A 23,301-nucleotide genomic window follows, 5' to 3' on the forward strand; every position below is an offset into this window, starting at 1 on the left:
GGCCGCCGCGCATGGCCCGCGCGCCGGTGTCCGGCGTTGCCGCGGGGCACCGGTGGCGGCCCGGCCCCGGCCCCGGCAGGTGCGGCGGTGCGGGCGGCGGTGTGCGCGGGAGGCCGGGGCGTCGGCGCCCGCTCCCGCGCGCCGGAGCGCGGCCGTCCGCGTGTGACCTTCGACGCTCCGGGCACGGGGGGTGGGCAGTCTGGTTACCCGCAAGTAGCATGAGGGTGGCGGCGCGCCTGTGGGCGTGCCCCGCAGCAGTGCCATCCCGCACCCTGGAGGAGAGCCACCGTGCCTCGTACCATCCGGGACGTCGTCTTCGTCGACGGCGTCCGCACCCCGTTCGGCAAAGCGGGCCCGAAGGGCATCTACCACGAGACCCGCGCCGACGATCTCGTCGTGAAGGCCATCCGGGAGCTGCTGCGCCGCAACCCGGACCTGGACCCCGCGAAGATCGACGAGGTCGCCATCGCCGCGACCACCCAGATCGGCGACCAGGGCCTCACCCTCGGCCGCACCGCCGGCATCCTGGCCGGTCTGCCGCAGTCGGTCCCCGGCTACTCCATCGACCGCATGTGCGCCGGCGCCCTGACCGCCGTCACCTCGACGGCCGGCTCCATCGCCTTCGGCGCGTACGACGTGGTCGTCGCCGGCGGTGTCGAGCACATGGGCCGCCACCCGATGGGCGAGGGCGTGGACCCCAACCCGCGCTTCGTGTCGGAGAAGCTGGTCGACGAGTCCGCCCTCTTCATGGGGATGACCGCCGAGAACCTGCACGACCGCTACCCCACCATCACCAAGGAGCGCGCCGACGCCTACGCCGTCCGCTCCCAGGAGAAGGCCGCCAAGGCCTACGCCAACGGCAAGATCCAGCAGGACCTGGTGCCGGTCTCGGTGCGCCGGACCAACGCCGAGGCGGGCGAGACGGGCTGGGGCCTGGTCACCGCCGACGAGCCGATGCGTCCGGGCACCACGATGGAGTCGCTGGCCGGTCTGAAGACCCCGTTCCGCGCCCACGGCCGCGTGACGGCCGGCAACGCCGCGGGTCTCAACGACGGCGCCACCGCCTCGCTGCTCGCCGCCGAGGACGTCGCCGAGGAGCTGGGCCTGCCGGTCCGCATGCGCCTGGTGTCCTACGCCTTCGCGGGCGTCGAGCCGGAGGTCATGGGCTACGGTCCGATCCCGGCGACCGAGAAGGCGCTGGCCAAGGCCGGTCTCCGCATCGACGACATCGGTCTCTTCGAGATCAACGAGGCGTTCGCCGTGCAGGTGCTCGCCTTCCTGGAGCACTACGGCATCGCCGACGACGACGCCCGCGTCAACCAGTACGGCGGGGCCATCGCGTACGGCCACCCGCTCGCCTCCTCCGGCGTCCGCCTGATGACCCAGCTGGCCCGCCAGTTCGAGGAGCAGCCGCAGGTCCGCTACGGCATCACCACGATGTGCGTCGGCTTCGGCATGGGCGCGACCGTCGTCTGGGAGAACCCGCACTTCACGAGCGCCGACGGAGGCACCGAGTGAGCACCACCGCTGAGCTGCTGAAGGGCGCGGCCGAGCTGTTCCCCGGCGAGGTCGTCACCCAGGCGCACGTGCGCCACCTCGACCTTCCGGCGGGCGCCGGCAGGTTCGCGCTGATCACCCTGGACAACGGCCTGGACCACACCAAGCCGACGACCTTCGGCCCGCAGTCGCTGGCCAACCTGGACGCCGCGATCGACCAGGTCGAGAAGGAGGCGTCCGAGGGCTCGATCGTCGGCGTCGGCATCACCGGCAAGCCGTTCATCTTCGCCGTCGGCGCCGACCTCAAGGGCGTCGAGCTGCTGAAGCGCCACGAGGACGCGCTCGCCATCGGCAAGGGCGGCCACAACGTCTTCCGCCGCCTGTCCGGCCTCGCGGTCCCGACGTTCGCCTACTACAACGGCGCGGCGATGGGCGGCGGCGTCGAGGTCGGGCTGCACTGCTCGTACCGCACCGTCTCCCGCGCGCTCCCGGCCTTCGCGCTGCCCGAGGTCTTCCTCGGCCTGGTACCCGGCTGGGGCGGCTGCGCGCTGCTCCCGAACCTGATCGGCGCCGACCGCGCCGTGACGGTCATCATCGAGAACGCGCTCAACCAGAACCGTCAGCTCAAGGGCGCCCAGGTCCGCGAACTCGGCATCGCCGACGCGCTGTTCGACGGCGCGGACTTCCTGGAGCAGTCCCTGGTGTGGACCGCGCAGGTGCTGAACGGCTCGGTCACCGTGGAGCGCCCCGAGGTCGACCGCGGCGAGGCCTGGGACCAGGCCGTCGCCCGCGGCAAGGCAATCGCGGACTCCAAGGTGCACGGTGCGGCCCCGGCCGCGTACCGCGCGCTGGAGATCATCGCGGCGGCCAAGGACGGCGACCTGGACAAGGGGTACGACGCCGAGGACCAGGCCCTGGCGGACCTGATCATGGGCGGCGAGCTGCGCTCCGGCCTGTACGCCTTCAACCTGGTGCAGCGGCGGGCCAAGCGCCCCGCGGGCGCGCCGGACAAGAGCCTGGCCCGTCCGGTCACCAAGGTGGGCGTCGTCGGCGCCGGCCTGATGGCCAGCCAGCTCGCGCTGCTGTTCCTGCGCCGCCTGGAGGTCCCGGTCGTCCTGACCGACATCGACCAGGCGCGCGTCGACAAGGGCGTGGGCTACGTCCACGGCGAGATCGACAAGCTGCTCGCCAAGGGCCGCGTCAACCAGGACAAGGCCAACCGTCTCAAGGGCCTCGTCTCCGGTGTGCTGGACAAGGCGGAGGGCTTCTCCGACGCCGACTTCATCATCGAGGCGGTCTTCGAGGAGATCGGCGTCAAGCAGCAGGTGTTCGCGGAGGTCGAGGCGGTCGCCCCGGCGCACGCGATCCTCGCCACCAACACCTCCTCGCTGTCGGTCACCGAGATGGCGTCGAAGCTGAAGAACCCCGAGCGGGTCGTCGGCTTCCACTTCTTCAACCCGGTCGCGGTCCTCCCGCTGCTGGAGATCGTGCGCGGTGAGCGGACCGACGACGCGTCGCTCGCGACGGCGTTCGGCGTGGCGCGCAAGCTGAAGAAGACCGCGGTGCTGGTGAAGGACGCCCCGGCGTTCGTCGTGAACCGCATCCTGACCCGCTTCATGGGCGAGATCCAGAACGTCATCGACGAGGGCACCCCGGTCGCCGTCGCGGAGCGCGCCGTGGAGCCGCTCGGCCTGCCGATGTCCCCGCTGGTGCTGCTGGAGCTGGTCGGCCCGGCGATCGGCCTGCACGTCTCCGAGACCCTGAACCGCGCCTTCCCGGAGCGCTTCACCGTCTCCGAGAACCTCGCGGCCGTCGTGAACGCGGGCAAGCGCGGCTTCTACGTCTACGACTCCGGCAAGCCGGAGCTGGACCCCGAGGTCGCGGCGCTCCTGAAGCAGGGCGACAGCGTCCTGACGGAGGAGCAGACCCGTGACCGCGTCCTGGACGCGGTGGCGCAGGAGATCGGCCTGATGCTGGACGAGGGCGTCGTGGCCGAGGCGCAGGACATCGACCTGTGCCTGATCACCGGTGCGGGCTGGCCGTTCCACCTGGGCGGCATCACGCCGTACCTGGACCGCGCGGGCGTCTCCGAGCGCGTCAACGGCAAGCCGTTCCTGGCGCCGGGCGTGGCGAGCGTCCCGGCGTAACGCCGCCGCACACACACGTCCGGGCCGCACGGGATCTCCCGTGCGGCCCGGACGTGCGTCTCGGTACCCGCCCCCACCCCGTCAGCCGGACCGGAGGCCGGGCACGGGTGCGTGGTGGCCGAAGCCGTGCGCTCCGGTCACCACCGGCCCGCGAACGGGAGGTGGTCGCACTTGTCGGAGCAGGGTTCCCGCGACATGGTCGACTCCTTGATCCAGTTGCCGTCGGGCACCCCGTGCACCCGTAGCCGGTAAGGGGTCGGCGCGGAGTGGAGGGCGCTGAAGACCGAGACGAACTCCAGGTCGTGCGTGCCCGGCTTCCAGTCGTGGGGGTGGGTGATCTTCCACGTACCGTCGCTCTGCACGGCCGTGTCGGCGATCAGCCGTCCTGACTCCCGTACGACGACGCGGGTGACGCCCCGCGAGGCGGTCCCGGAGAAGCGGGGGCGCGGGCCGCTCAGCTTGCCCTCCTTCGGCCCGAGGACCATGGGCGGCTCGACGTGGTCGAGGACGGTGAACGCGAGGCCGGCGGGCGGCGACACCCCTTGTGCGGTGAGTCCGACGGCCTGGATCAGATGGTCGCCGGCCGGCCACTTGACCGCCCTGCGCCACACCCACTTGCCCTCGCCGTTGACGTGCGTGCCGCCGACGTAGGCGCCTGCGGAGAAGAACAGCATGTACGAGGTGCCGGAGTCGGCGGTGCCCCAGAACTTCTGGAGCCCGCTGACCGCCTGGCCGGGGCGGGGCCCGGCGAAGACGGGTCCCGCCCCGGCCCTGGTGGCCGCGTTCAGCGCGTACTCGGGAGCTTCGACCGTGAACTCCGGGAGCACGGGAGGGTACCCGGCGGTGGGCACCAGAGCCTCACGGTCGACCATGCCGAAGGGAAGCCCCGGCGTGGTGTCCAGGGCCATCGCCACCAGGCGGGCCACGTGACGGGCACCGGCCTCGTTGAAGTGCGAGGCGTCGATGAGCCCGTCGGGGTGGTTGGGGTGCTCTCCGGCGTCGACCCATCGGTAGTACTGCCGTGCGCGCTGCGGTCCGAGCTCCTGGAGCATCGCCATGGTGTAGGCGTTGAGGTCGAGCAGTGGCGTGCCCGTCTCCGCCGCCACCTCGCGCACCAGTTGCGGGTACCCGTCCCGGGTCTCGCCGACGGATCCGTCCGGCTCGAACACGCACCGGGCGCACGGGGTGAGCAGAACGGGCAGCGCCCCCTCCCCGCGGATCGCGGCCACGTAGAGGTAGAGGTACTCCTTGAGTTCGCGCGGACCGTGGTAGAGGCCGGATTTGTCGATGCGCTGCTCGACGCCGCCGAAATCGATGGCGACGACGTCGCCCGGAGCGAGCAGGTTCAGCAGGGAGACGAAACGTTCGTTGTAGTAGGTGCGGGCGGTCAGGGCGTCGCGCGCGTAGTTCCGTACCTCGAAATAAGGGGTCAGGAAACCGTCGAGGAACTGCCCCCACCCGGCGAAAGGAGCTTCCTTCTCCGTGCGTGGCGCCGCCACGGAGTTCCCGATGATGCAGAACTTGGTCATGCGTTCCCCTTCCTCGCTGACGGGCGGTGTACGTCGCGGCTGCCCGGGCTCACAGGGGCCATTCGGGCATGCGACCCGCGTGGTAGTACTGGTTCCGGGGCGCCCCGGCCTCGAATTGGCTCGCGACCGGGAAGTAGCTCGGCAGGAACGCCGCCAGAATGGCGTCCTGCTCCTCCTCGGGTACGTCTCCGTCGTGGAAGTCGTTCAGGCAGAAGACGTCGTTGGGGCGCGTGGTGAGCAGCCGGTTGAGTCGCGTCCGGTGCTCGCGCAGACCGACGTTGACGAAGCCGCAGGAGATGGATCCGGGCACGCTGCGTCCCGTGTGGTACGCGAAGTAGTGGTGCAGCGAGGAGGCGATCGAGATGTCCGCGTGGTTCCGCAGACGACTGGCGGACGTCTGCGCCACCTGCTCCGGATACGTCCTCTCCAGGTCCTCCATCACGCTCTTGCGCAGGACGTACGGCGCGTGGAGGAACGAGTGGGTGAGGAGCTGCCCGAAGTGTCCGCCGATCAGTTCACGGTTGTTCTTCGCGGCGCTGATGTTGAAGTCGTCGGTGCTCAGGGGCGGCAGCATCGGTATCGCCGTCGGGGACGTGAAGTGCTTGGTCTGCCCGTTCCCCAGGAAGAACATGCTCGGCAGCACGGTGCGCCCGATGAAGAAGTCGTCGTTGAAGTACAGGAAGTGCTCGGCGAGCCCCTGGATGTGGTGCAACCGGCTCTCGATGGCGTGCGAGTTGAAGGTGGGCAGCGCGCCCTGGTCGCCGAAGATCTCCCGGTGGTCGACGACACGCACCCGGTGGTGGGTTTCGTCGAGCCACGGGGGGACCTGCTGGTCCGTCACGATGTAGATGTTCCGGATCCACGGCGCGTACATGTCGATGGACCGCAGTGAGTAACGGAGTTCGTCGCGGCTGCGGAACCGGGCCGCGCTGGCGGCCGCGTCGACCGTCTCCAGCCCCAGCATCGCGAGTACCTGGTTCTTGCGTTCCAGCCACTGGACGTCGGCCCCGTCCACCCAGGTGTACACGGCGTCGACCGGGAACCCGATGTCTCCGTGCAGCGGTTGCGCGAACGGAGCGATGGTGGGATAGGTGCGTCCGGACAGGACCATGCTCGCCCGCCGCATGGAGTGCTGCGGAATCCGGTCTCCGATGAGCGTGCGGGTGGTCGACACCAGGACGTCGCCCTCCTCGGGATCGTTGTCCCAGAAGGTGATGGTGCACCCGTACACCGCGCCGAGCCGCAGCGTGCGGGAGACGGAGACCACGTTCTGGTAGACGCGGACACCGGAGCAGGGCTGGTCCGCGTACTCCCCGAGCAGTCCGGCGAGAACCGTCGTGGTGGCGTTCTGCCGGTCGTTGAGGAGAGCCGTGTAGACGCCTTCCTTGCCGTACTGGCCGGCCAACGACTTCAGAACGGATTCACGGTAGGAGGCGTGCACCGCCACCGTGCGGCGGACCATGGTGTCCCGCACCACGACGTAGGGGACGTCCGCCGCCTCCAGTGCGGTGGCGGCCAGCGCAAGGTTGGCCTGCACGATGTCGAACGGCGACTCCGACTCGGTGACCCGGCACAGCTGGCCCCCGTCCTTCACCAGTTCCGGCCGCCTCTTCGCCACCTGCTGTTCGAGCTGGCGGTGCGCGCCGGAGCGCACCTGGCTGGGCGGCGCCGGAGCCGCGGGGGCTGCCGCTCCGTCGGGTCCGCTGTACGCCGCGTGCATCGCGAGCCGGTCCGCCTTCGCGGCCGCCCGGCGACCGCTGCTGCGCTCGTCGACGAGATCCTGGAAGAAGGACTCCCAACGGGCGGTGACGAGGGGCGGCGCGAACCGAGTGATCGACTCCGCGGCCTCCGCCCCCATCCGGTGCCTCAGCGGGGCGTCCGTCATGAGCTGGTGCAGACGCGCGGCGAGCGCGTCGACGTCGCCCGGCGGCACGAGAAGGCCCGACCGCCCGTCGAGCACGATCTCCCTGGGGCCGTTCGGACAGTCGTACGAGACCACGGGGACACCGGCCGCCTGCGCCTCCATCAGCACCAGCGGGAACGCCTCGTTCTTCGACGTGAGCAGGGCGATGCTTGCCTTGGCCCACTCCTCCGCCAGATGCGGGGAGTTCCCGTTGAGCTGGACGGAGTCGTGCAGGCCGAGCTGGGCGATCTGCTTGCGCAGAGCACCGCTCAACGGTCCGTCGCCGAAGATCCGCAGGGTCCAGGCCGGATGGTGCGGCGCCAGCAGCGCCCACGCGTTCAGCGCCTGGTCGAGCTGCTTCTCCCCCACGAGCCGGCCGGCGATCACGACGGTCCTGGTCTCCAGGGTGGAACGAGGCCGGAAGCCCGCCGGAAGCGCGTTCGGCACGACCTCGATCCGGGGAGCGGTCCGCCCCAGGGTCTCGGCGAACCATTCCCGCGTGCGGTCACTCAGGACGGCCAGCGCGTCGAGCCCCGCGGCATACCGGAAAAGCGGCTCCCCGCTGGTACCGCGGAGTTCGGACACCCGGTGCTCCTGGTGCACCGTGATGACCGAGGCGGGAGCGAGCTGAACGGCCAGCGCCATCAGGGCCGGAGTGGTGGTGATCAGGATGTCCGTGTCGGTGCGCTCCAGCGCCAGCCCGAGCTCGATGTCGGAGAGCCGGTTGAAGGCGGCCTCCCACGCGCGGTCCACCAAGGCGCTGGGCTGGGCCGTCAGAGCGGCGTAGACGGATTCGTCCAGCCCCGCGCGCCGCACGGGCCGCGACACGGGGCCCGTCGCGTCCACCAGGTATTCCAGCCGCACACGGGGGTCGATGGGGAAGAAGAGCTCTTTCTGGCTCCGGAAAACGCTCAGGACACGAACGTCGTGGCGCTCGGCGAGTTCGGCGGCCTGGTTGAAGACCGCTCGTTCCGTCCCTCCGACGGCGTCGGCGGTGGTCAGCAGAAAAGTGATCTTCATCGGGCTTCCCGCCCTGCTTCGGGCATGCGGCTGCACGTGACGCGGAAGTTGCCCGCGGGCGTGTACCGGGGGTGGACGAGCAGAGGCGTCCGGCCCGGCGGGGCGACGGCCGCCTGGTGCACGGCGAAGACGCGCAGCGGGTTGCGCACGTCGTGCAGACGCCGCCCGAGCCTCATGGGCCGGTGGTCGGTCGTGCAGAACGCGATGTCCCAGTGTTCGGTGGCCCTGCGCTGCGGCGTCATCTCCTCCACCGGGACGACCACCCGCCAGACACCGTCTCCCAGGTCTTCGAGCGGGCGCTGGAGCTTGCGGCCGGTCGCGGCGAATTCCGCCCAGGGGCCGTCGGCCGAGCGCCCCATGACGCGGAAGTCGACGACGAGCCCCGTGTGGGAGAGGTCCACCTTCGTGACCTCGGCGGAAGGACGGGCGGGGGAGACGACCACGCGGAGGTTGCCGGTGACGGTGCGTCCCAGCCGGATGCGTCGGCCGCTCACCGGTGACACGGCCATGGGCATGGTCGGTCCCGCGTACGGTTGGGGCGGTTCCACGAGGAGCAGGGGGAACGTGGCCCTGCTCCGCTTCGACCGTGTCTCCAGCCGGACCTTCCAGCGACCGTCGTCGACCGGGACCCCGCCGGCTTCGGAGCCCAGGAGGACCGTCGCGTCCATCAGCAGGCGCCCCTCGCCCCGGTACACCCTGGCCGAGGACTGGAACCGCCGCCGTCCCCGCCGCAGGACCAAAGTGGCGTCGTCCGGCAGCCGCGCGGACCGCGGGAGTTCGGCGTGCAGGTTTACCGTCTGGCCGTCGAGCACCGCGGCGTACCTCAACCGGGCGGTGCGCCCGGAGCGCGTCGGCAGGAAGACGCGCCGCATGAGCCAGGCGCGGAGGGGAGCGAGGCGGACGGTGAGGCGCCGGCGCACCAGGGAGAGGTGGCGTCGGCGAGGTATCGGGAGTCTCATGCTCCGGTGGCTCCCAGCTCGGCGGTGGGACGGGTGGGGAGCCCTTGTGCGTCGGGCAGCTCGAACGGACTGGGCACGGGGAAGTAGGCCTCCAGGAACCGTCGCACCATGCGTTCCTGCGCGGCCGGGTCCGCGGGGACCACGGTGTCGTTGATGCAGAAGGTGTCGAAGTCCCTCCTGGCCACCAGCCGGTCCAGCCTCCGTTGGGCCAGTACGTCGCCGATGTCCACGTACACGTAGCGCAGGTTCCCGAGCGTCGCGCGCGCCTGGTGGTAGGCGTAGTAGTGATGCAGTGACGAGGCCACCGGGATGTCGTGGGGCGAGCGGAACCGGGAATGCTGGGTGACCCAGTGAGCCCGCTCGTACGTCTGCTCGATCTCGGCGAGCACCGTGCGGCTCAGCGCGTGCGGTGTGTGCTTCATCTTCTGCGAGATCACGGTGCCGAACTGCTGGGCGATCAGACCGCGGCTGTTCTTGCCCGCCGCATCGACGGGCAGGTCCTCGGGACTGATCCGGCCGGACGGTATGAGCGCCTTCGACATGAAGAACTTGGTCAGGCCGTTGGGGTGGAAGAAGTGCTCGGGCTCGACGGGGCGTCCGAAGAAGACGTCGTCGTTGAGGTAGAGGAAGTGCTCCGCCAGGTCCGGTATGTGGTGCAACTGGCTTTCGATGGCGTGCGAGTTGAACGTCGGGAGGGCGGCCGGATCCGAGAAGATCTCACGGTGGTCGACCACGCGCAGACCGGGATGGCTCGCGTTCAGCCAGCCGGGCGTCTGGCCCGCGGTGACGAGGTAGATGTTCCGCACCCACGGGGCGTACTGGTGGATGGAACGCAGCGAGTAACGCAGCTCGTCGCGGCTGGTGTAGCGCGCGTCGTTGTCCGCCTGCTCGTGCAGGTTCTCCGTCGTGTCGGGGGTCAGGAGCCCGCGCGCGGCGTCCTTGCTCGCCCGCCACTCGGGGTCCGAGTCGTCGACCCACGTGTACACGACGTCGATGGGATAGGCATGGTCGCCCGGCAGCCTCGCGGTGAAGTCGGGGACCGTGCGGGCGAAACCGGTGTGGTACTGGCGCGGGACAGGACTGAAGAGGGCCTGCTCGGCACGGCGGAGCTCGGTGTCGACGGGAATGCGCGTCACGACGGAGTTGGACCGCGGGGCGGTGAGATGACCGTCCTTCTCCGGCCAGAACTCCAGTTCGCATCCGGATTCCGGCCCGAAGACGAGATGCCCCGTGGGGTCGCAGACGTTCCAGACGAGCCTCAGCACCGCTTCCCCGCGCAGTCGCCGCCACGTCTTGGCGGATGCGCCGGTGCGCAGCTGGCCCCCCGTCGCCTCACGGACGTAGCCGGGGTTGCGCCCGAAGGCGATCTGGAGCACCTCCTCCACCTCGTCGCGATGCCGGGAGGGCACCGCGACGCAGGGGACGGACCTGCCGGTGCCCCTGACCGCGAAGTACTCGATCTCGGCCTCTTCCAGCAGAGCGACGACCATGTGCAGGTTCCGCGCGCGGGCGGCCCATTCCGTCGCACCGGCTACGACGACCGCACGGACGTGCTTGCCCTCGGACCTGACGACCCGCAAGGAGGCGTCCACACTGTGCCGCGCGGGATTGCTCCGGCCTCCCAGGGCACGTACGACGACGGCACTGCGGGCGGAGTCGAAACCCGCCAGGAAGTGCATGACCACGTTGCGAAGGGGTACGGGAACACGACGCACTATGCGCCGCCGCGCCCGCACGGGGACCAGGGACCGATATGTCGACACCAGCGAACTGGTCTCAGGGTTGCTCACGCTCGCCACAGGGTTCTCGAACCATCCGTACTACCCACGGGGAGCATCGCCCCCACCGCCGCACCTTCGCCCGCCGGGTGTTCAAGTGCGCCGGGCGCCCTCACCCCAGACAGGAATGACAGCCACAGGATTCTCACACCTTGAACACCCGGTGTCCATCAATGGCCGATGAATCTGCTTACCTGTTACCTACACGCAACATGATCATGCAGGTCAGCCGCGTGCTTATGGGACGCGTCACAGAGGTGACGCCGGTTCAGACGTGGATCGCGGGGCCCATCACGAGTCCGGGCTCCTCCGCCTGCCGGGCGATACGAAGACGGCCGCTCTCGTCGAGCGTCGCGACGACGACCCGGCCGTACGCGTCGGCGGCAAGAGCCGGCGGGCCCGCCGAGCGCTCCCCCGTGGGCGCCCACCACAGCCCCGCCGCCTCGTTCTCCGTGGCACAGGCCGCCAGCATGACGTCGCCGGTAGGAGCGCGGTGCGCCAGGACCGTGCAGTCGTAGCCGTCGAGCGCCGTACGCAGGACCGAGATCCGTCCGTCCGACTCGCCGGCTCCGCCGAGCGGGATGATCCACTCGCCGGGGCGGTGGGCGAGAACGGCGCCTGTGGCCGTGTCCGACCAGTAGTAGGTCATCCGGTCCGGCGCGGTCTCCAGCACTGCCAGCGTGCCCGGCGCCGGCGCGATGTGGATGTTGGGACACCGGGTCATCTCCCCGTCGGGGGTGTCCTGTCTCCATCGCATGGCCCGGCCGTTGCCGGCCGGAACGAGCAGTTCGACGAGACCGGAGGCCGACGTGGCGGCGACCATCCCCTCCTGGGACAGCTGCCCCCTCAGGCCTCGCCAGGCGGGCCAGCCGCCGTCGGCCGCCTCGTGCCGGACGGAAACCCCTCCCCCGGACCTGGCCAGGAAGAGGTGCAGACGCCCGGAAGGCCCGAGGGCCGCCGCGGGCGGGAGCACCGACCGGGCCTGCTCGGCGTCCTTGTACGGCGTGCCGACGGCGTGCCACCGCGTCAGCGGGCGGCCGGTCTGGTACTGGACGGCGTGGACCACGACGGGCAGGTCCGTGGCTCCCGCGGCACGAACTCCGAAGAAGTGCAGGAAGCCGTCGGCCCCCTGAGCCATGCCGAAGTGCAGGAACCGCGGTGAGGCGATCAGCTCGGGGCCGTCCCACACCGACGCGCCGGGGGCCGACTGCGTCCACCGCAGCAGCCCCTCCTCGGCCCGGGCGAAGGCCGTCAGGCGGTGATCCCGTCCCAGGAAGAGCCGCGCGCCCTGCGCGGAGAGCACGTGCTTCCCGGCCACGGGCTCCGGCCGGCCGGAGCCTCCGGAGACAGCGGCTCGCGCCGCACCGCTCCCCGACCTCGCCCGCACCCCGCCCACCCTGCTCTCCGTCCCCGCGACCGCGTCCCCCGGCTACCGTCCGGCCGGTCTGCCGTACGTTTCGGGCCTCGGGTCCAATTCTTCAGAAGTCTGCCACACGGGGTTCGCGCGCCTCACCCGCGGCGTACACCCGCGAGCTCAGCGGCGCGCCGACGGATGCCGCAGGCACCAGCCCTCCCAGGCGGACGACACCATCTCCCGGGCGTCCCGGCGGGCGGACCAGCCGAGTTCACCACGGATCAGTTCCGCCGACGCGACCACCCGGGCAGGATCCCCCGGGCGGCGGGGGGCGACGACCGGGGCGGCCCCGGCTCCGTGACCCGTCACCTCGCCGATGAGACTGATCATCTCCTTCACGGAGACGCCTTCCCCCCGGCCGACGTTGACGGTGAGATCGGTGCCCGGCGCACGGACGGCCAGGGCGCGGGCCGCCGCGAGATGGGCCGCCGCGATGTCCTCGACATGGATGTAGTCCCGCACGCAGGAGCCGTCCGGGGTCTCGTAGTCGTCACCGAAGACGACCGGTGACACTCCCTCGGTGAGCCGCTGGAAGACCATGGGCACCAGGTTGGACACCCCCGTGTCCGCAAGGCGGGGAGCCGCCGCGCCCGCCACGTTGAAGTAGCGCAGCGAGGCGGTGGCCAGGCCGTGGGCCCGGCCCGCGGCGCGCACCATCCACTCCCCGGCCAGCTTGGTCTCGCCGTAGGGATTGATCGGAGCGCACGGTGTGCCTTCGGTCACCACATCGACGTCCGGCATGCCGTACACGGCCGCCGAGGACGAGAAGAGGAACGCCCGCGCACCATGCTCGGCAGCCGCTTCCAGCAGGGTCCTCAGTCCCTCGACGTTCTCGCCGTAGTAGTGCAGCGGACGTTCCACCGACTCGGCCACCTGCTTCTTCGCGGCCAGGTGGACGATCCCCCGCACCGAGTGCTCCCGGAGGGCCTGGCGCACCCGGGCACCGTCGAGCACCGACCCCGTCACGAACGGGACGTCCGCCGGGATCCGCGAGCGGTCGCCCGTCGAGAGATCGTCGTACACCACGACGTTCTCTTCGGCCTCGCGCATGGCCTTCACCACGTGCGCGCCGATGTATCCCGCTCCACCAGTGATCAACCAAGTCATGGCCGAATCGTAGTTCGACCCCGCTCCGGGTCCCGCCACCGGTCTCGGGAACGCACTGCGCACGATCAGTTGTTCTATAGTGCTCGGTCAGTCATGCATTCACGGACCGGTCACACCCCCCCACCCGAGTCCCCGCGCTCCACCGCCCCCAGCGGGCCATGAGATTTGAGGACTCGAACCGGATGAGCCACGACGCCCTGACCCCCGACCACGGGTCCGGCGGGACGGCGGGCGGCGACGCCCGGCGGGACCGCCGCCGCAAGGCCCCCCGCAAGCGCCGCCGCGGCCTCAAGATCACGCTCGGGATCCTCCTCGTGCTGCTGATCGCCGGCGCCGGTACCGCGTACTGGATGTACCAGGACCTCGACGGGAACATCAAGGCCGTCGACATCGACACCTCGCTGGACGAGAAGGACCGGCCCGAGAAGCTGCCCACGACCGGGCAGAACCTGCTGGTCCTCGGGTCCGACTCGCGGGCCGGGGCGGAGAACCAGGAGCTGGGCGGGGGCGGCGCGGTCGGCGGGGCCCGGTCGGACACCGCGATGGTGGTGCACATACCCGAGGGCCGGACGAGGGCCGTCGCGATCTCCATCCCGCGCGACACCCTGGTCACCCGGCCCGAGTGCGTCAAGAGCGACGGCTCGACGATGAAGTCCGCCGAGCGCGTGATGTTCAACTCGGTCTACTCGCAGGTCGGTCCGGCCTGCGTGGTGAAGACCGTCGAGAAGATGTCGGGCGTCCGCATCGACCACTACCTGGAGATCAACTTCTCCGGGTTCAAGGATCTGGTCGACGCCATCGGCGGGGTCACCGTCGAGGTCGAGGAGCCCATCAAGGACCCCTCCTCGGGTCTGGACCTGACGGCCGGCACCCACAAGCTCAACGGCACCGAGTCCCTCGCCTTCGTCCGCACCCGGCACGGCGTCGGCGACGGCAGCGACCTCGGCCGCATCGGCCTCCAGCAGGAGTTCCTCTTCGCGCTGCTGAAGGAGATCAAGACCCAGGACCTGCTGGGCAGTCCGACCACCGCATACAAGATCGCCAATTCGGCCACCAAGTCGCTGACGACCGACTCCGGTCTCGCCTCGCTGACCTCGCTCGTGGAGTTCGCCCGCTCGATGAACGGCGTCGATCCCGGCACGATGGAGACCATCATGCTGCCGGTCTCCTACGACACCCAGGACCCCAACCGCGTGGTGGCGGCCGAGCCGCAGGCGGGCGATCTGTGGAAGGCCGTGCGCACCGACTCCGAGATCCCCGAGTCGGCCAAGAAGTCCCCGGCCACCGGCGGCTGACGGTACGGCGGCGAGCGCGGCGGGCCCTCGTGGGGCCCGCCGCGCCCGTGCGTCCTCAGGCGTCGCGCGCGACGCCCCGCCCCGCACCCAGCCGGCTGTGCCGGCGCCCGTAGGCGAAGTAGACGATCACGCCGAGGACCATCCAGACCCCGAACCGCAGCCAGGTCTCGGCCGGCAGGTTCAGCATCAGCCACACCGAGGCGGCCACCGACAGCGCCGGGAGCAGCGGGACCAGCGGGGTGCGGAAGGCCCGGGGCAGCTCGGGCCGGGTGCGGCGCAGCACGATGACGCCGAGCGCCACCACGACGAACGCGAAGAGCGTGCCGATGTTCACCAGGGTCGCCAGTTCGTCGATGCTGGTGAAGCCCGCGACGACCGCGATGATCACTCCCAGCAGGATCGTCGGGCGGTACGGGGTGCCGAAGCGCGGGTGGGTCACCGAGAAGAAGCGCGGCAGCAGCCCGTCCCGGCTCATCGCGAAGAAGACGCGGGTCTGGCCCAGCAGCAGGATCATGCAGACCGTGGTGAGGCCGACCGCCGCCCCGAAGCTGATGACGCCCGCGTAGAAGGGGTGTCCGACCGCCTTGAAGGCGTCGGCCAGCGGGGCGCTGACGGAGAGTTCGGTGTAGTGCTGCATGCCGGTCACGACGACGGAGACGGCGACGTAGAGGACGGTGCAGATCACCAGGGAGCCGAGGATGCCGCGCGGCATGTCGCGCTGCGGGAGCTTGGTCTCCTCGGCGGCGGTGGCCACCACGTCGAAGCCGATGAAGGCGAAGAAGACGATCGAGGCGGCGGTGAAGATGCCCATCACCCCGAAGTTGGTGGGGGCGTAGCCGAAGATGAGCTGGATCAGCGGAGCGTCGAAGCCGCTGCCGGAGGGCTGCGGCTCGGCGGGCGGCACGAACGGTTCGTAGTTGGCCGTGTCGATGAAGAAGAGTCCGGCCACGATCACGACGAGCACCACCGCGACCTTGATGGCGACCACCACGGTGGTGACCCGGGCGGACAGCTTCATGCCGACGACCAGGATCGCGGTGAGCAGCAGGACCAGGACGAAGGCCAGCAGGTCGAAGCCGAACCCCTCGGCGACGTCGGTGCCGGACAGCACGTCGGGCAGGTGCCAGTCGGCGTTGTCCAGCAGGGAGCGGACGTAGCCGGACCAGCCGACCGCCACCACCGCCGTCCCCAGGGCGAATTCGAGCACCAGGTCCCAGCCGATGATCCAGGCCACCAGCTCGCCGAGCGAGGCGTAGGCGAAGGTGTAGGCGGAGCCGGCGACCGGGACGGTGGAGGCGAACTCGGCGTAGCAGAGGGCGGCCAGCGCGCAGACCACGCCGGCGGCCACGAAGGCGATGGCGGTGGCGGGTCCCGCGGTCTCCTTGGCCACCTTGCCGGTGAGGACGAAGATGCCGGTGCCGATGACGACGCCGACGCCGAAGACCGTCAGGTCGAGGGCGGAGAGCGACTTCCTGAGGGCGTGCTCCGGCTCCTCGGTGTCGCGGATGGACTGCTCGACCGTCTTGGTCCTCAGCAGTCCCCCTCCGCTCGGGGGTGTGTCCTTGGGCGAGCTCACCGGCGTACCTCCACGCACTCGTCGTGGACGCCATGATCGGGAGTCGGGCCGGGCCGGGCGCACCGGCCGGGCCATGTCGCGCGAACGGGCCGCGCCGATCACCCGTACGTGGGGATTGGCGCGGCCCATTCGGCCGTACGGGTCAGTCCCGGGCGGGCTCCACCGGGGACGGCGCCGCGGTGTCGGTGCCGTAGCGGCCGTCCAGCTTGGCGACGAGACCGGTGACCTGGCGGGCGATGTCCGGGGCGGTCAGTCCGATCTCGGCCATGACCTCGTTGCGGGAGGCGTGGTCGAGGAAGACCGGCGGAATGCCGAAGTCGCGCAGCGGCACGTCCACCCCGGCGTCGCGCAGTGCCTGCGCGACGGCGGAGCCGACGCCGCCGACGCGGCTGTTGTCCTCGACGGTGACGACGACCCGGTGGCGCTCGGCGAGCGGGGCCATCGCCTCGTCCACCGGCTTGACCCAACGGGGGTCGACGACGGTGGTGGAGATGCCCTGGGCGTCGAGCAGGTCGGCGATCTCCAGGCACATCGGGGCGAGCGCCCCGACGGAGACCAGCAGGACGTCCGGGCGGGTGGCGCCGGACTCGCGCAGCACGTCCATGCCGCCGGCCCTGCCGACCGCCTTGACGGCGGGGCCGACCGCGCCCTTGGAGAAGCGGACGACGGTGGGCGCGTCGTCCACCGCGACGGCCTCGCGGAGCTGGGCGCGGACCTGGTCGGCGTCGCGCGGGGCGGCGATCCGCAGGCCGGGCACGCACTGCAGGATCGACATGTCCCACATGCCGTTGTGCGAGGCGCCGTCGGTGCCGGTGACGCCGGCCCGGTCCAGGACGAAGGTGACGCCGCACTTGTGCAGCGCCACGTCCATCAGGACCTGGTCGAAGGCGCGGTTGAGGAAGGTGGCGTAGACCGCGAAGACGGGGTGCAGTCCGCCGGTGGCGAGGCCGGCCGCGGAGACCGCGCCGTGCTGCTCGGCGATCCCGACGTCGTAGATCCGGTCCGGGAAGGCCGCCTCGAACTTGCCGAGGCCGACCGGCTGCAGCATCGCGGCCGTGATGGCGACGATGTCCTGGCGCTCGTGGCCGAGTTTGACCATCTCCTCGCCGAAGACCGAGGTCCAGTCGAGGCCGGAGGTGGCGATGGGCAGGCCGGTGTCGGGGTGGATCTTGCCGACGGCGTGGAAGCGGTCGGCCTCGTCCTCCAGGGCCGGGGTGTAGCCGCGGCCCTTCTCGGTGATGCAGTGCACGATGACCGGGCCGCCGAAGCGCTTGGCGCGCTGGAGGGCGGTCTCCAGGGCCTCCAGGTCGTGGCCGTCGATCGGGCCGACGTACTTCAGGCCGAGGTCCTCGAACATGCCCTGCGGGGCGATGAAGTCCTTGAGGCCCTTCTTGGCGCCGTGCAGGGTCTCGTAGAGCGGGCGCCCGACGACGGGGGTGCGCTCCAGGAAGTCCTTGCCGCGGGCGAGGAAGCGCTCGTAGCCGTCGGTGGTGCGCAGCGTGGCCAGGTGGGTGGCGAGGCCGCCGATGGTGGGCGCGTAGGAGCGCTCGTTGTCGTTGACGACGATGACGAGCGGGCGGTCCTTGGCGGCGGCGATGTTGTTGAGCGCCTCCCAGGCCATGCCGCCGGTGAGCGCGCCGTCGCCGATGACGGCGACGACGTGGTCGTCCTTCTTCAGGACCTCGTTGGCCTTGGCGAGGCCGTCGGCCCAGCCGAGCACGGTCGAGGCGTGCGAGTTCTCGATGACGTCGTGCTCGGACTCGGCGCGGGAGGGGTAGCCGGAGAGGCCGCCCTTGCTCTTGAGCCGGGAGAAGTCCTGGCGGCCGGTGAGCAGCTTGTGCACGTAGCTCTGGTGGCCGGTGTCGAAGAGGACCTTGTCGCGCGGGGAGTCGAAGACGCGGTGCAGGGCGATGGTCAGTTCGACCACGCCCAGGTTGGGGCCGAGGTGGCCTCCGGTCTTGGACACGGCGTCCACGAGGAACGTACGGATCTCCCCGGCGAGCTGTTCCAGCTGGTCGAGGCCGAGCCGGTCCAGGTCGCGCGGTCCCTCGATGCGGGTCAGCAGGTCCACCCGTGCCTCCTTGCGTTGAGCTGGTCGAGCGTGCCGATTTGGACGAGTCTAATGTTCCGCCTCCGGGGGCGGGTCACCCCATGGGCGTTCTCCGTCCCACTTGTGGCAGGGCCGTGACGGCGGCGGACGCGCGAAACGGGTGACCGGCGCCCCTGAGGGAGGCGCCGGTCACCCGTGGGAGTGGGCAGGTCAGGCGCGACCCGCGGTCTTCTGCGTCTTGCGCGAGACGGAGTCGATGCAGACGGTGACGAGCAGTACGCCACCCGTGATCATGTACTGCACCGGGGTGGCGATGCCCTCTAGGCCCAGACCGTACTGGATCGAGACGATCACCATCACACCGAGCAGGGCGTTCCAGGTGCGGCCCCGGCCGCCGAAGAGGCTGGTGCCGCCGATGACGGCCGCCGCGATGACGTTCATCAGCAGGTCGCCGGTGCCGGAGCCCTGGTTCGCGGAGGCGATCTTGGAGGCCCAGAACAGGCCGCCGACGGCCGCGAAGCCCCCGGCGATGGCGAACACCGAGATGCGGATCGCGGTGACGTTGATGCCCGCGCGGCGGGACGCCTCGACGCTGCCGCCGAGCGCGAAGATCTTCCGTCCGTAGCCGGTGCGGCGCAGGACGAAGTCCGTGGCGACGAGGACCACCAGGAAGAGGACGAAGGCCAGCGGCAGGCCGCGGTACTGGTTGAACATGAACGCGGCGGCGAAGGCGACGATCGCCAGGACGACGGTGCGCAGCACGAGGTCGGCGAGCGGACGCGAGGGGATGCCGGCGGCCTCGCGGCGGCGGCTGTCGAAGAACGCCGACAGGAAGTACCCGGCGACGGCGACGACGGCGAGGATGTAGGCGGCGGCGATGTCGCTGAAGTAGTACGTGGTCAGCTGGGCGACCACGCCTTCGCCGTCCAGGTTGATGGTGCCCGTGTCGCCGAGCAGGTTGAGCATGAAGCCGAGCCAGAACAGCAGACCGGCCAGGGTGACGGCGAAGGCGGGCGCGCCTATCTTCGCGAAGAAGAAGCCGTGGACCGCGCCCATGACCGCGCCGCTGACGATGGCGACGAGGATCGCGAGCCATTCGTTCATGCCGTGGGTGACGCTGAGCACCGCGATGATGGCGCCCGAGACACCGCTGACCGAGCCGACCGAGAGGTCGATCTCGCCGAGCAGCAGCACGAAGATGATGCCGACGGCCATCATGCCGGTGGCCACCATCGTGACGGAGATGTTGGTGAGGTTCTCCGCGGAGAGGAACGAGGAGTTCATGCTCTGGAAGATCACGCAGATGATCACCAGGCCCACGATGACCGGGAGCGAACCGAGGTCACCGGCGCTGATCTTGCGCTTGAACTCGCCGAGGTAGCCGCTGAGGCCCTGCTCGCGGACGAGCAGCCGGGGGTCGATCGCGGTGGCGGCGCCGTCGGCGGCCTCCGGGTTCACGACCGGGGCGTCCGCCGGGGCGGTGGAGGTCTTGTCCGTGGTCACTTCGAAACCTCCGCGGTGCGCGCCGCACGACGGGTCACGGCGTTGTCCGTGGCGCCCGTGATGGCAGAGATGATCTCTTCGTGCGAGGTGGTCTTCACGTCGAAGACGCCGTTGTTGCGGCCGAGGCGCAGCACGGCGACCTTGTCGGCCACCGCCTTGACGTCGGCCATGTTGTGGCTGATGAGGATGACCGCGAGGCCGCGCTCGCGCAGCCGCTCGACCAGGTCGAGGACCTGGGCGGTCTGCTCGACGCCGAGGGCGGCGGTCGGCTCGTCGAGGATGACGAGCTTGGGCTCGCCGAGCATCGAGCGGGCGATGGCCACCGTCTGGCGCTGACCGCCGGAGAGCGAGGCGATCGGGATGCGGACGCTCGGGATGCGGATGGAGAGCGTGGAGAGCAGCTCCAGGGAGCGGCGCTCCATCTCGACCTCGTCGAGGACGCCGAAGCGGCGCAGTTCCCGGCCGAGGTAGAGGTTGCCGACGACATCGATGTTGTCGCAGAGCGAGAGGTCCTGATAGACCGTCGCGATGCCCAGACCCTGGGCGTCGTGCGGGCGGTTGATGTGGACCGGCTTGCCCTCCCACTCGATGACGCCGTCATCGATGGGGTGGACGCCGGCGATCGTCTTGACCAGCGTTGATTTGCCGGCGCCGTTGTCGCCGACCAGGGCGACCACCTCGCCGGCGTGGACCTCAAGCTCGACGTCGGTCAGTACCTGGACCGCACCGAATCGCTTGGAGACCCCTCGCAACGCCAACACGGGCGTAGCGGACACGTGAACCATCTCCTTCGCCGCCTGACCGGCGGGGATGCCGCGCCGCCCGGGGAGGGCGCGGTGGTTGAGCAGAGGGGGGTGAGGAGTGTTCCGTCCGGCGCCCCGCCCGTAGCGGGGCTGTTGCTGGGCGGGGCGCCGGACAGGCTTCCTGGTGCGCGCCCGCGCGGAAGGCGGGGCGCACGGGGCCGGACCGGTCACCGCGGGGCGGTGACCGGTGCGGGCCGCGGGACTACTTCAGACCGAGCTTGTCGCACGCGGCCTTGTACTGGCCGGAGCAGATCTCGTCGATCGTGTAGACGCCGTCCTTGACGACGGTGTCGTTGATGTTGTCCTTGGTCAGCGAGACGACCGGGACGAGGAAGGTCGGAACGCCCTTGGTGGTGGGGCTGTCCACGGTGGAGGTGGCGACCGAGGCGGGGATCTCCTCGCCCTTGGCCAGCGCGACGGCCATGGTGGCCGCGGCCTCGCCCTCCGGGGCGTACGGCTTGTAGACGCTCATGAACTGCTCGCCGGCGACGATGCGCTGGACGCCCTGGAGCTCGGCGTCCTGGCCGGTGACCGGCGGGAGCGGGCTGATGCCGGCGGACTTGAGGGCGGTGATGATGCCGCCCGCCATGCCGTCGTTGGCGGAGTAGACGCCGACGATCTTGTCCTTGCCGAGGGCGGTGATCGCCGCCTCCATGTTGGCGTTGGCGTTCTCCGGCTTCCACTCCTTGGTGTCGTAGGACTTGCCCACGGTCACCTTGCCGTCGAGGACCGACGTGGCGCCGCTCTTGAAGAGCTTGGCGTTCGGGTCGGTGATCGCGCCGTTCATCATCACGATCGTGCCGCCGTCGGCCTTGTCGCCGAGGGCCTCCAGGAGGGCCTTGCCCTGCACGCGGCCGACCTCTTCGTTGTCGAAGGAGGTGTAGGCGTCGATCGGGCCCTCGGCGAGGCGGTCGAAGGCGACGACGGGGATGCCGGCGTCCTTGGCCTTCTTGACGCTGTTGGCGATGGCCGCGGAGTCGACCGCGTCCAGGATCAGCGCGTCGACCTTGTTGGTGATCATCGTGTCGACCTGCTGCGCCTGGGTCGTGGCGTCCTGCTTGGCGTTGGCGTAGACGACCTCCGCCTTGCCGCCGGTCAGATCGCTGATCTTCTTCTCGATGATCGGCCGGTCGAACTTCTCGTAGCGGGCCGTCTGACTCTCGGGAAGGAGCAGCCCTATCTTGAGGGCGTCGCCCTTCTTCGCCGAGCTGTCGTCCTTCTTGTCGCCCGACTCCTTGGCGCTGCCACAGGCGGCGAGAGAGACGGCCATCGCGGTGGCGGCGACGGCGACGGCGGCACGGCGCATACGCGTGTTCATGTGGAACCTCCCTGACGAGGCCGCGACGTTGCGGCCGAGGTGGACGGAAGTCAACTCGGCCCCGGAGGCAGCGTCAAGGAGTAAATACTTAACGAGATGACAACGGTGCCATTCGTTATCTAAGTGAAGGCGGGGGTGGCCGGGGAGAGGGTGCTCTCCAAAAGGCTCGAATCGCCCATCTCGCTCAGTACGAGGGCCAGCGCGCCCAGTACCTCGGCGCGGGCGCCGAGGGCTCCGGGGAGCACCGAGAGCTGCCGCGCGGCGCTCGGGATGGAGTACCGGGAGACCGAGTCCCGGATCGGTCCCAGCACGAGTTCCCCCGCCTCCGCGAGCGAACCGCCGAGCACGACCCGGCTGGGGTTGAGCAGGTTGCAGAGGTTGGCGACACCGCTGCCGACGTGCCGGCCGATGTCGCCGACCACCCGGCGGCAGCCGGGGTCGCCCTCCCGGGCGAGCTGCACCATCCGCTCCATGCTGAGATCGGCGCCGTGGCTGGGCCTGAGCAGCGGCAGCACGTACCGGGCGGCGGCGAAGGTCTCCAGGCAGCCGCGGTTGCCGCAGCGGCACACCGGGCCGGACTCGTCGAGCGTGATGTGGCCGATCTCGCCGGCCGTGCCGCCGGGGCCCCGGTAGATCGACCCGTCGATCACCAGGCCCGCCCCGACGCCGCTGGCGACCTTGATGTACGCCAGGTCCTTGACCCCGCGCCCGCTCCCCCACACCAGCTCGCCGAGGGCCCCGAGGTTGGCGTCGTTGTCGACGTACACGGGGACGCCGAGGCGGGCGGCGAGCTCGTCGCCGGGGTTGATCCCCCTCCAGCCCGGCAGGATCGACGTGGAGCCCAGCGTGCCGGACTCCACGTCGATGGGGCCGGGGACGCCGAGGCCGACACCGATGACCTTGTCCCGGCCGATGCCGGTGGCCCCGATCAGCCGGTCCACCAGCGCCTGGGCCCGTCCGAAGCCCTGCGCGGAGGAGGCGTCGACGTCCAGCGGCTCGGACTCCTCGGCCAGCACCTGGTGGGCCAGGTTGCCGACCGCGACGCGCAGATGGGTGTGGCCGAAGTCCACCCCGATGACGATGCCCGCGTCGCCGCTCAGCGAGACGCTGCGGGCCCTGCGGCCGCCCGCGGAGGTGGGGGTCACCTCGACGGTGCCGCCGTCCTTCAGCTCCCGGACGATGTTGGAGACCGTGGCGGCCGACAGGCCGGTCCCTCTGGCGATCTCGGCCTGGGTGAGCGACCCGGCCATCCGTACCGCGCGGACGACCCGTTCCAGATTGGCCCGATGCAGAGACGTCTGCGACCCCGGAGTCTCCATCGACTCACTCACTCCCACCGTTTTCTCCAACATGTGAACCCTAAGCTGACCGTTTTGGGGCACCCCCCGTCAAGAGCTTGAGC

General features: G+C 70.5%; 15 protein-coding genes. 3 read left to right on the forward strand and 12 right to left on the reverse strand.

Annotated elements, in window-relative coordinates; translation table 11 throughout:
• Nucleotides 1-288: 288 nt before the first annotated feature.
• Nucleotides 289-1,518 (forward strand): acetyl-CoA C-acyltransferase, encoded by a 1,230-nt coding sequence (locus Q0994_RS28595; protein WP_299540196.1) that lies wholly within the window; start codon nt 289-291, stop codon nt 1,516-1,518.
• Nucleotides 1,515-3,644, forward strand: a complete 2,130-nt coding sequence (locus Q0994_RS28600) for a 3-hydroxyacyl-CoA dehydrogenase NAD-binding domain-containing protein (protein WP_299540199.1) — start codon at nt 1,515-1,517, stop codon at nt 3,642-3,644. The genes Q0994_RS28595 and Q0994_RS28600 overlap by 4 nt, the downstream gene beginning before the upstream one ends.
• 137 nt (nt 3,645-3,781) lie before the next feature.
• Here the strand turns inward: Q0994_RS28600 and Q0994_RS28605 are convergent, their stop codons facing one another.
• From Q0994_RS28605 to galE, 6 genes are all read right to left on the reverse strand, one after another.
• Nucleotides 3,782-5,173 carry a hypothetical protein gene (locus tag Q0994_RS28605; protein ID WP_299540202.1) on the reverse strand — a complete coding sequence of 464 codons (1,392 nt, stop codon included), beginning with the start codon at nt 5,171-5,173 and terminating at the stop codon, nt 3,782-3,784.
• 49 nt (nt 5,174-5,222) lie between these two features.
• Nucleotides 5,223-8,096, reverse strand: coding sequence for a stealth conserved region 3 domain-containing protein (locus Q0994_RS28610; protein WP_299540203.1), 2,874 nt, complete (start codon nt 8,094-8,096; stop codon nt 5,223-5,225).
• Complete coding sequence (locus Q0994_RS28615; RefSeq protein WP_299540205.1) at nt 8,093-9,055, reverse strand: hypothetical protein; 963 nt, start codon at nt 9,053-9,055, stop codon at nt 8,093-8,095. The genes Q0994_RS28610 and Q0994_RS28615 overlap by 4 nt, the downstream gene beginning before the upstream one ends.
• Complete coding sequence (locus Q0994_RS28620) at nt 9,052-10,854, reverse strand: stealth family protein (protein ID WP_299540207.1); 1,803 nt, start codon at nt 10,852-10,854, stop codon at nt 9,052-9,054. Before Q0994_RS28620 ends, Q0994_RS28615 begins: the two co-directional genes overlap by 4 nt.
• 247 nt (nt 10,855-11,101) lie before the next feature.
• Nucleotides 11,102-12,151: a hypothetical protein gene (locus Q0994_RS28625; protein ID WP_299540209.1), complete on the reverse strand. Its 1,050-nt coding sequence runs from the start codon at nt 12,149-12,151 to the stop codon at nt 11,102-11,104.
• Between the two features lie 216 nt (nt 12,152-12,367).
• On the reverse strand, nt 12,368-13,354 hold the full coding sequence (gene galE / locus Q0994_RS28630) for a UDP-glucose 4-epimerase GalE (RefSeq protein WP_299540211.1): 987 nt from the start codon (nt 13,352-13,354) through the stop codon (nt 12,368-12,370).
• Between the two features lie 182 nt (nt 13,355-13,536).
• On the opposite strand from galE, the gene Q0994_RS28635 reads away from it, so the two are divergent.
• Nucleotides 13,537-14,649, forward strand: coding sequence for an LCP family protein (locus Q0994_RS28635; protein WP_299540214.1), 1,113 nt, complete (start codon nt 13,537-13,539; stop codon nt 14,647-14,649).
• 55 nt (nt 14,650-14,704) lie between these two features.
• Here Q0994_RS28635 and Q0994_RS28640 read toward each other — a convergent pair whose 3' ends face one another.
• From Q0994_RS28640 to Q0994_RS28665, 6 genes are all read right to left on the reverse strand, one after another.
• Nucleotides 14,705-16,225 carry an amino acid permease gene (locus Q0994_RS28640; RefSeq protein ID WP_299540217.1) on the reverse strand — a complete coding sequence of 507 codons (1,521 nt, stop codon included), beginning with the start codon at nt 16,223-16,225 and terminating at the stop codon, nt 14,705-14,707.
• Nucleotides 16,226-16,367: 142 nt separating this feature from the next.
• Entirely contained in the window at nt 16,368-18,296 is a 1,929-nt protein-coding gene (gene dxs, locus Q0994_RS28645) for a 1-deoxy-D-xylulose-5-phosphate synthase (RefSeq protein ID WP_299540220.1), read from the reverse strand.
• Between the two features lie 189 nt (nt 18,297-18,485).
• Entirely contained in the window at nt 18,486-19,778 is a 1,293-nt protein-coding gene (locus Q0994_RS28650; protein WP_299540223.1) for a sugar ABC transporter permease, read from the reverse strand.
• Entirely contained in the window at nt 19,775-20,563 is a 789-nt protein-coding gene (locus tag Q0994_RS28655; RefSeq protein WP_299540226.1) for an ATP-binding cassette domain-containing protein, read from the reverse strand. Before Q0994_RS28655 ends, Q0994_RS28650 begins: the two co-directional genes overlap by 4 nt.
• A gap of 220 nt (nt 20,564-20,783) precedes the next feature.
• Nucleotides 20,784-21,899, reverse strand: a complete 1,116-nt coding sequence (locus Q0994_RS28660; RefSeq protein ID WP_299540228.1) for a sugar ABC transporter substrate-binding protein — start codon at nt 21,897-21,899, stop codon at nt 20,784-20,786.
• 119 nt (nt 21,900-22,018) lie between these two features.
• The gene (locus Q0994_RS28665; protein WP_299540266.1) at nt 22,019-23,218 is read right to left on the reverse strand and encodes an ROK family transcriptional regulator; all 1,200 of its coding nucleotides are present in this window, start codon (nt 23,216-23,218) and stop codon (nt 22,019-22,021) included.
• Nucleotides 23,219-23,301: the final 83 nt, after the last annotated feature.

The sequence above is a fragment of the uncultured Streptomyces sp. genome, assembly GCF_947488945.1.
In the GTDB taxonomy this organism is placed as follows: domain Bacteria; phylum Actinomycetota; class Actinomycetes; order Streptomycetales; family Streptomycetaceae; genus Streptomyces.

Coding starts and splice junctions, on each gene's coding strand:
- Q0994_RS28610 (WP_299540203.1), bottom strand. CDS start 8,096: ATGAAGATCACTTTTCTGCTGACCACCGCCGACGCCGTCGGAGGGACG.
- Q0994_RS28665 (WP_299540266.1), bottom strand. CDS start 23,218: ATGGAGACTCCGGGGTCGCAGACGTCTCTGCATCGGGCCAATCTGGAA.
- Q0994_RS28655 (WP_299540226.1), bottom strand. CDS start 20,563: ATGGTTCACGTGTCCGCTACGCCCGTGTTGGCGTTGCGAGGGGTCTCC.
- Q0994_RS28660 (WP_299540228.1), bottom strand. CDS start 21,899: ATGAACACGCGTATGCGCCGTGCCGCCGTCGCCGTCGCCGCCACCGCG.
- Q0994_RS28615 (WP_299540205.1), bottom strand. CDS start 9,055: ATGAGACTCCCGATACCTCGCCGACGCCACCTCTCCCTGGTGCGCCGG.
- Q0994_RS28635 (WP_299540214.1), top strand. CDS start 13,537: ATGAGCCACGACGCCCTGACCCCCGACCACGGGTCCGGCGGGACGGCG.
- galE (WP_299540211.1), bottom strand. CDS start 13,354: ATGACTTGGTTGATCACTGGTGGAGCGGGATACATCGGCGCGCACGTG.
- Q0994_RS28605 (WP_299540202.1), bottom strand. CDS start 5,173: ATGACCAAGTTCTGCATCATCGGGAACTCCGTGGCGGCGCCACGCACG.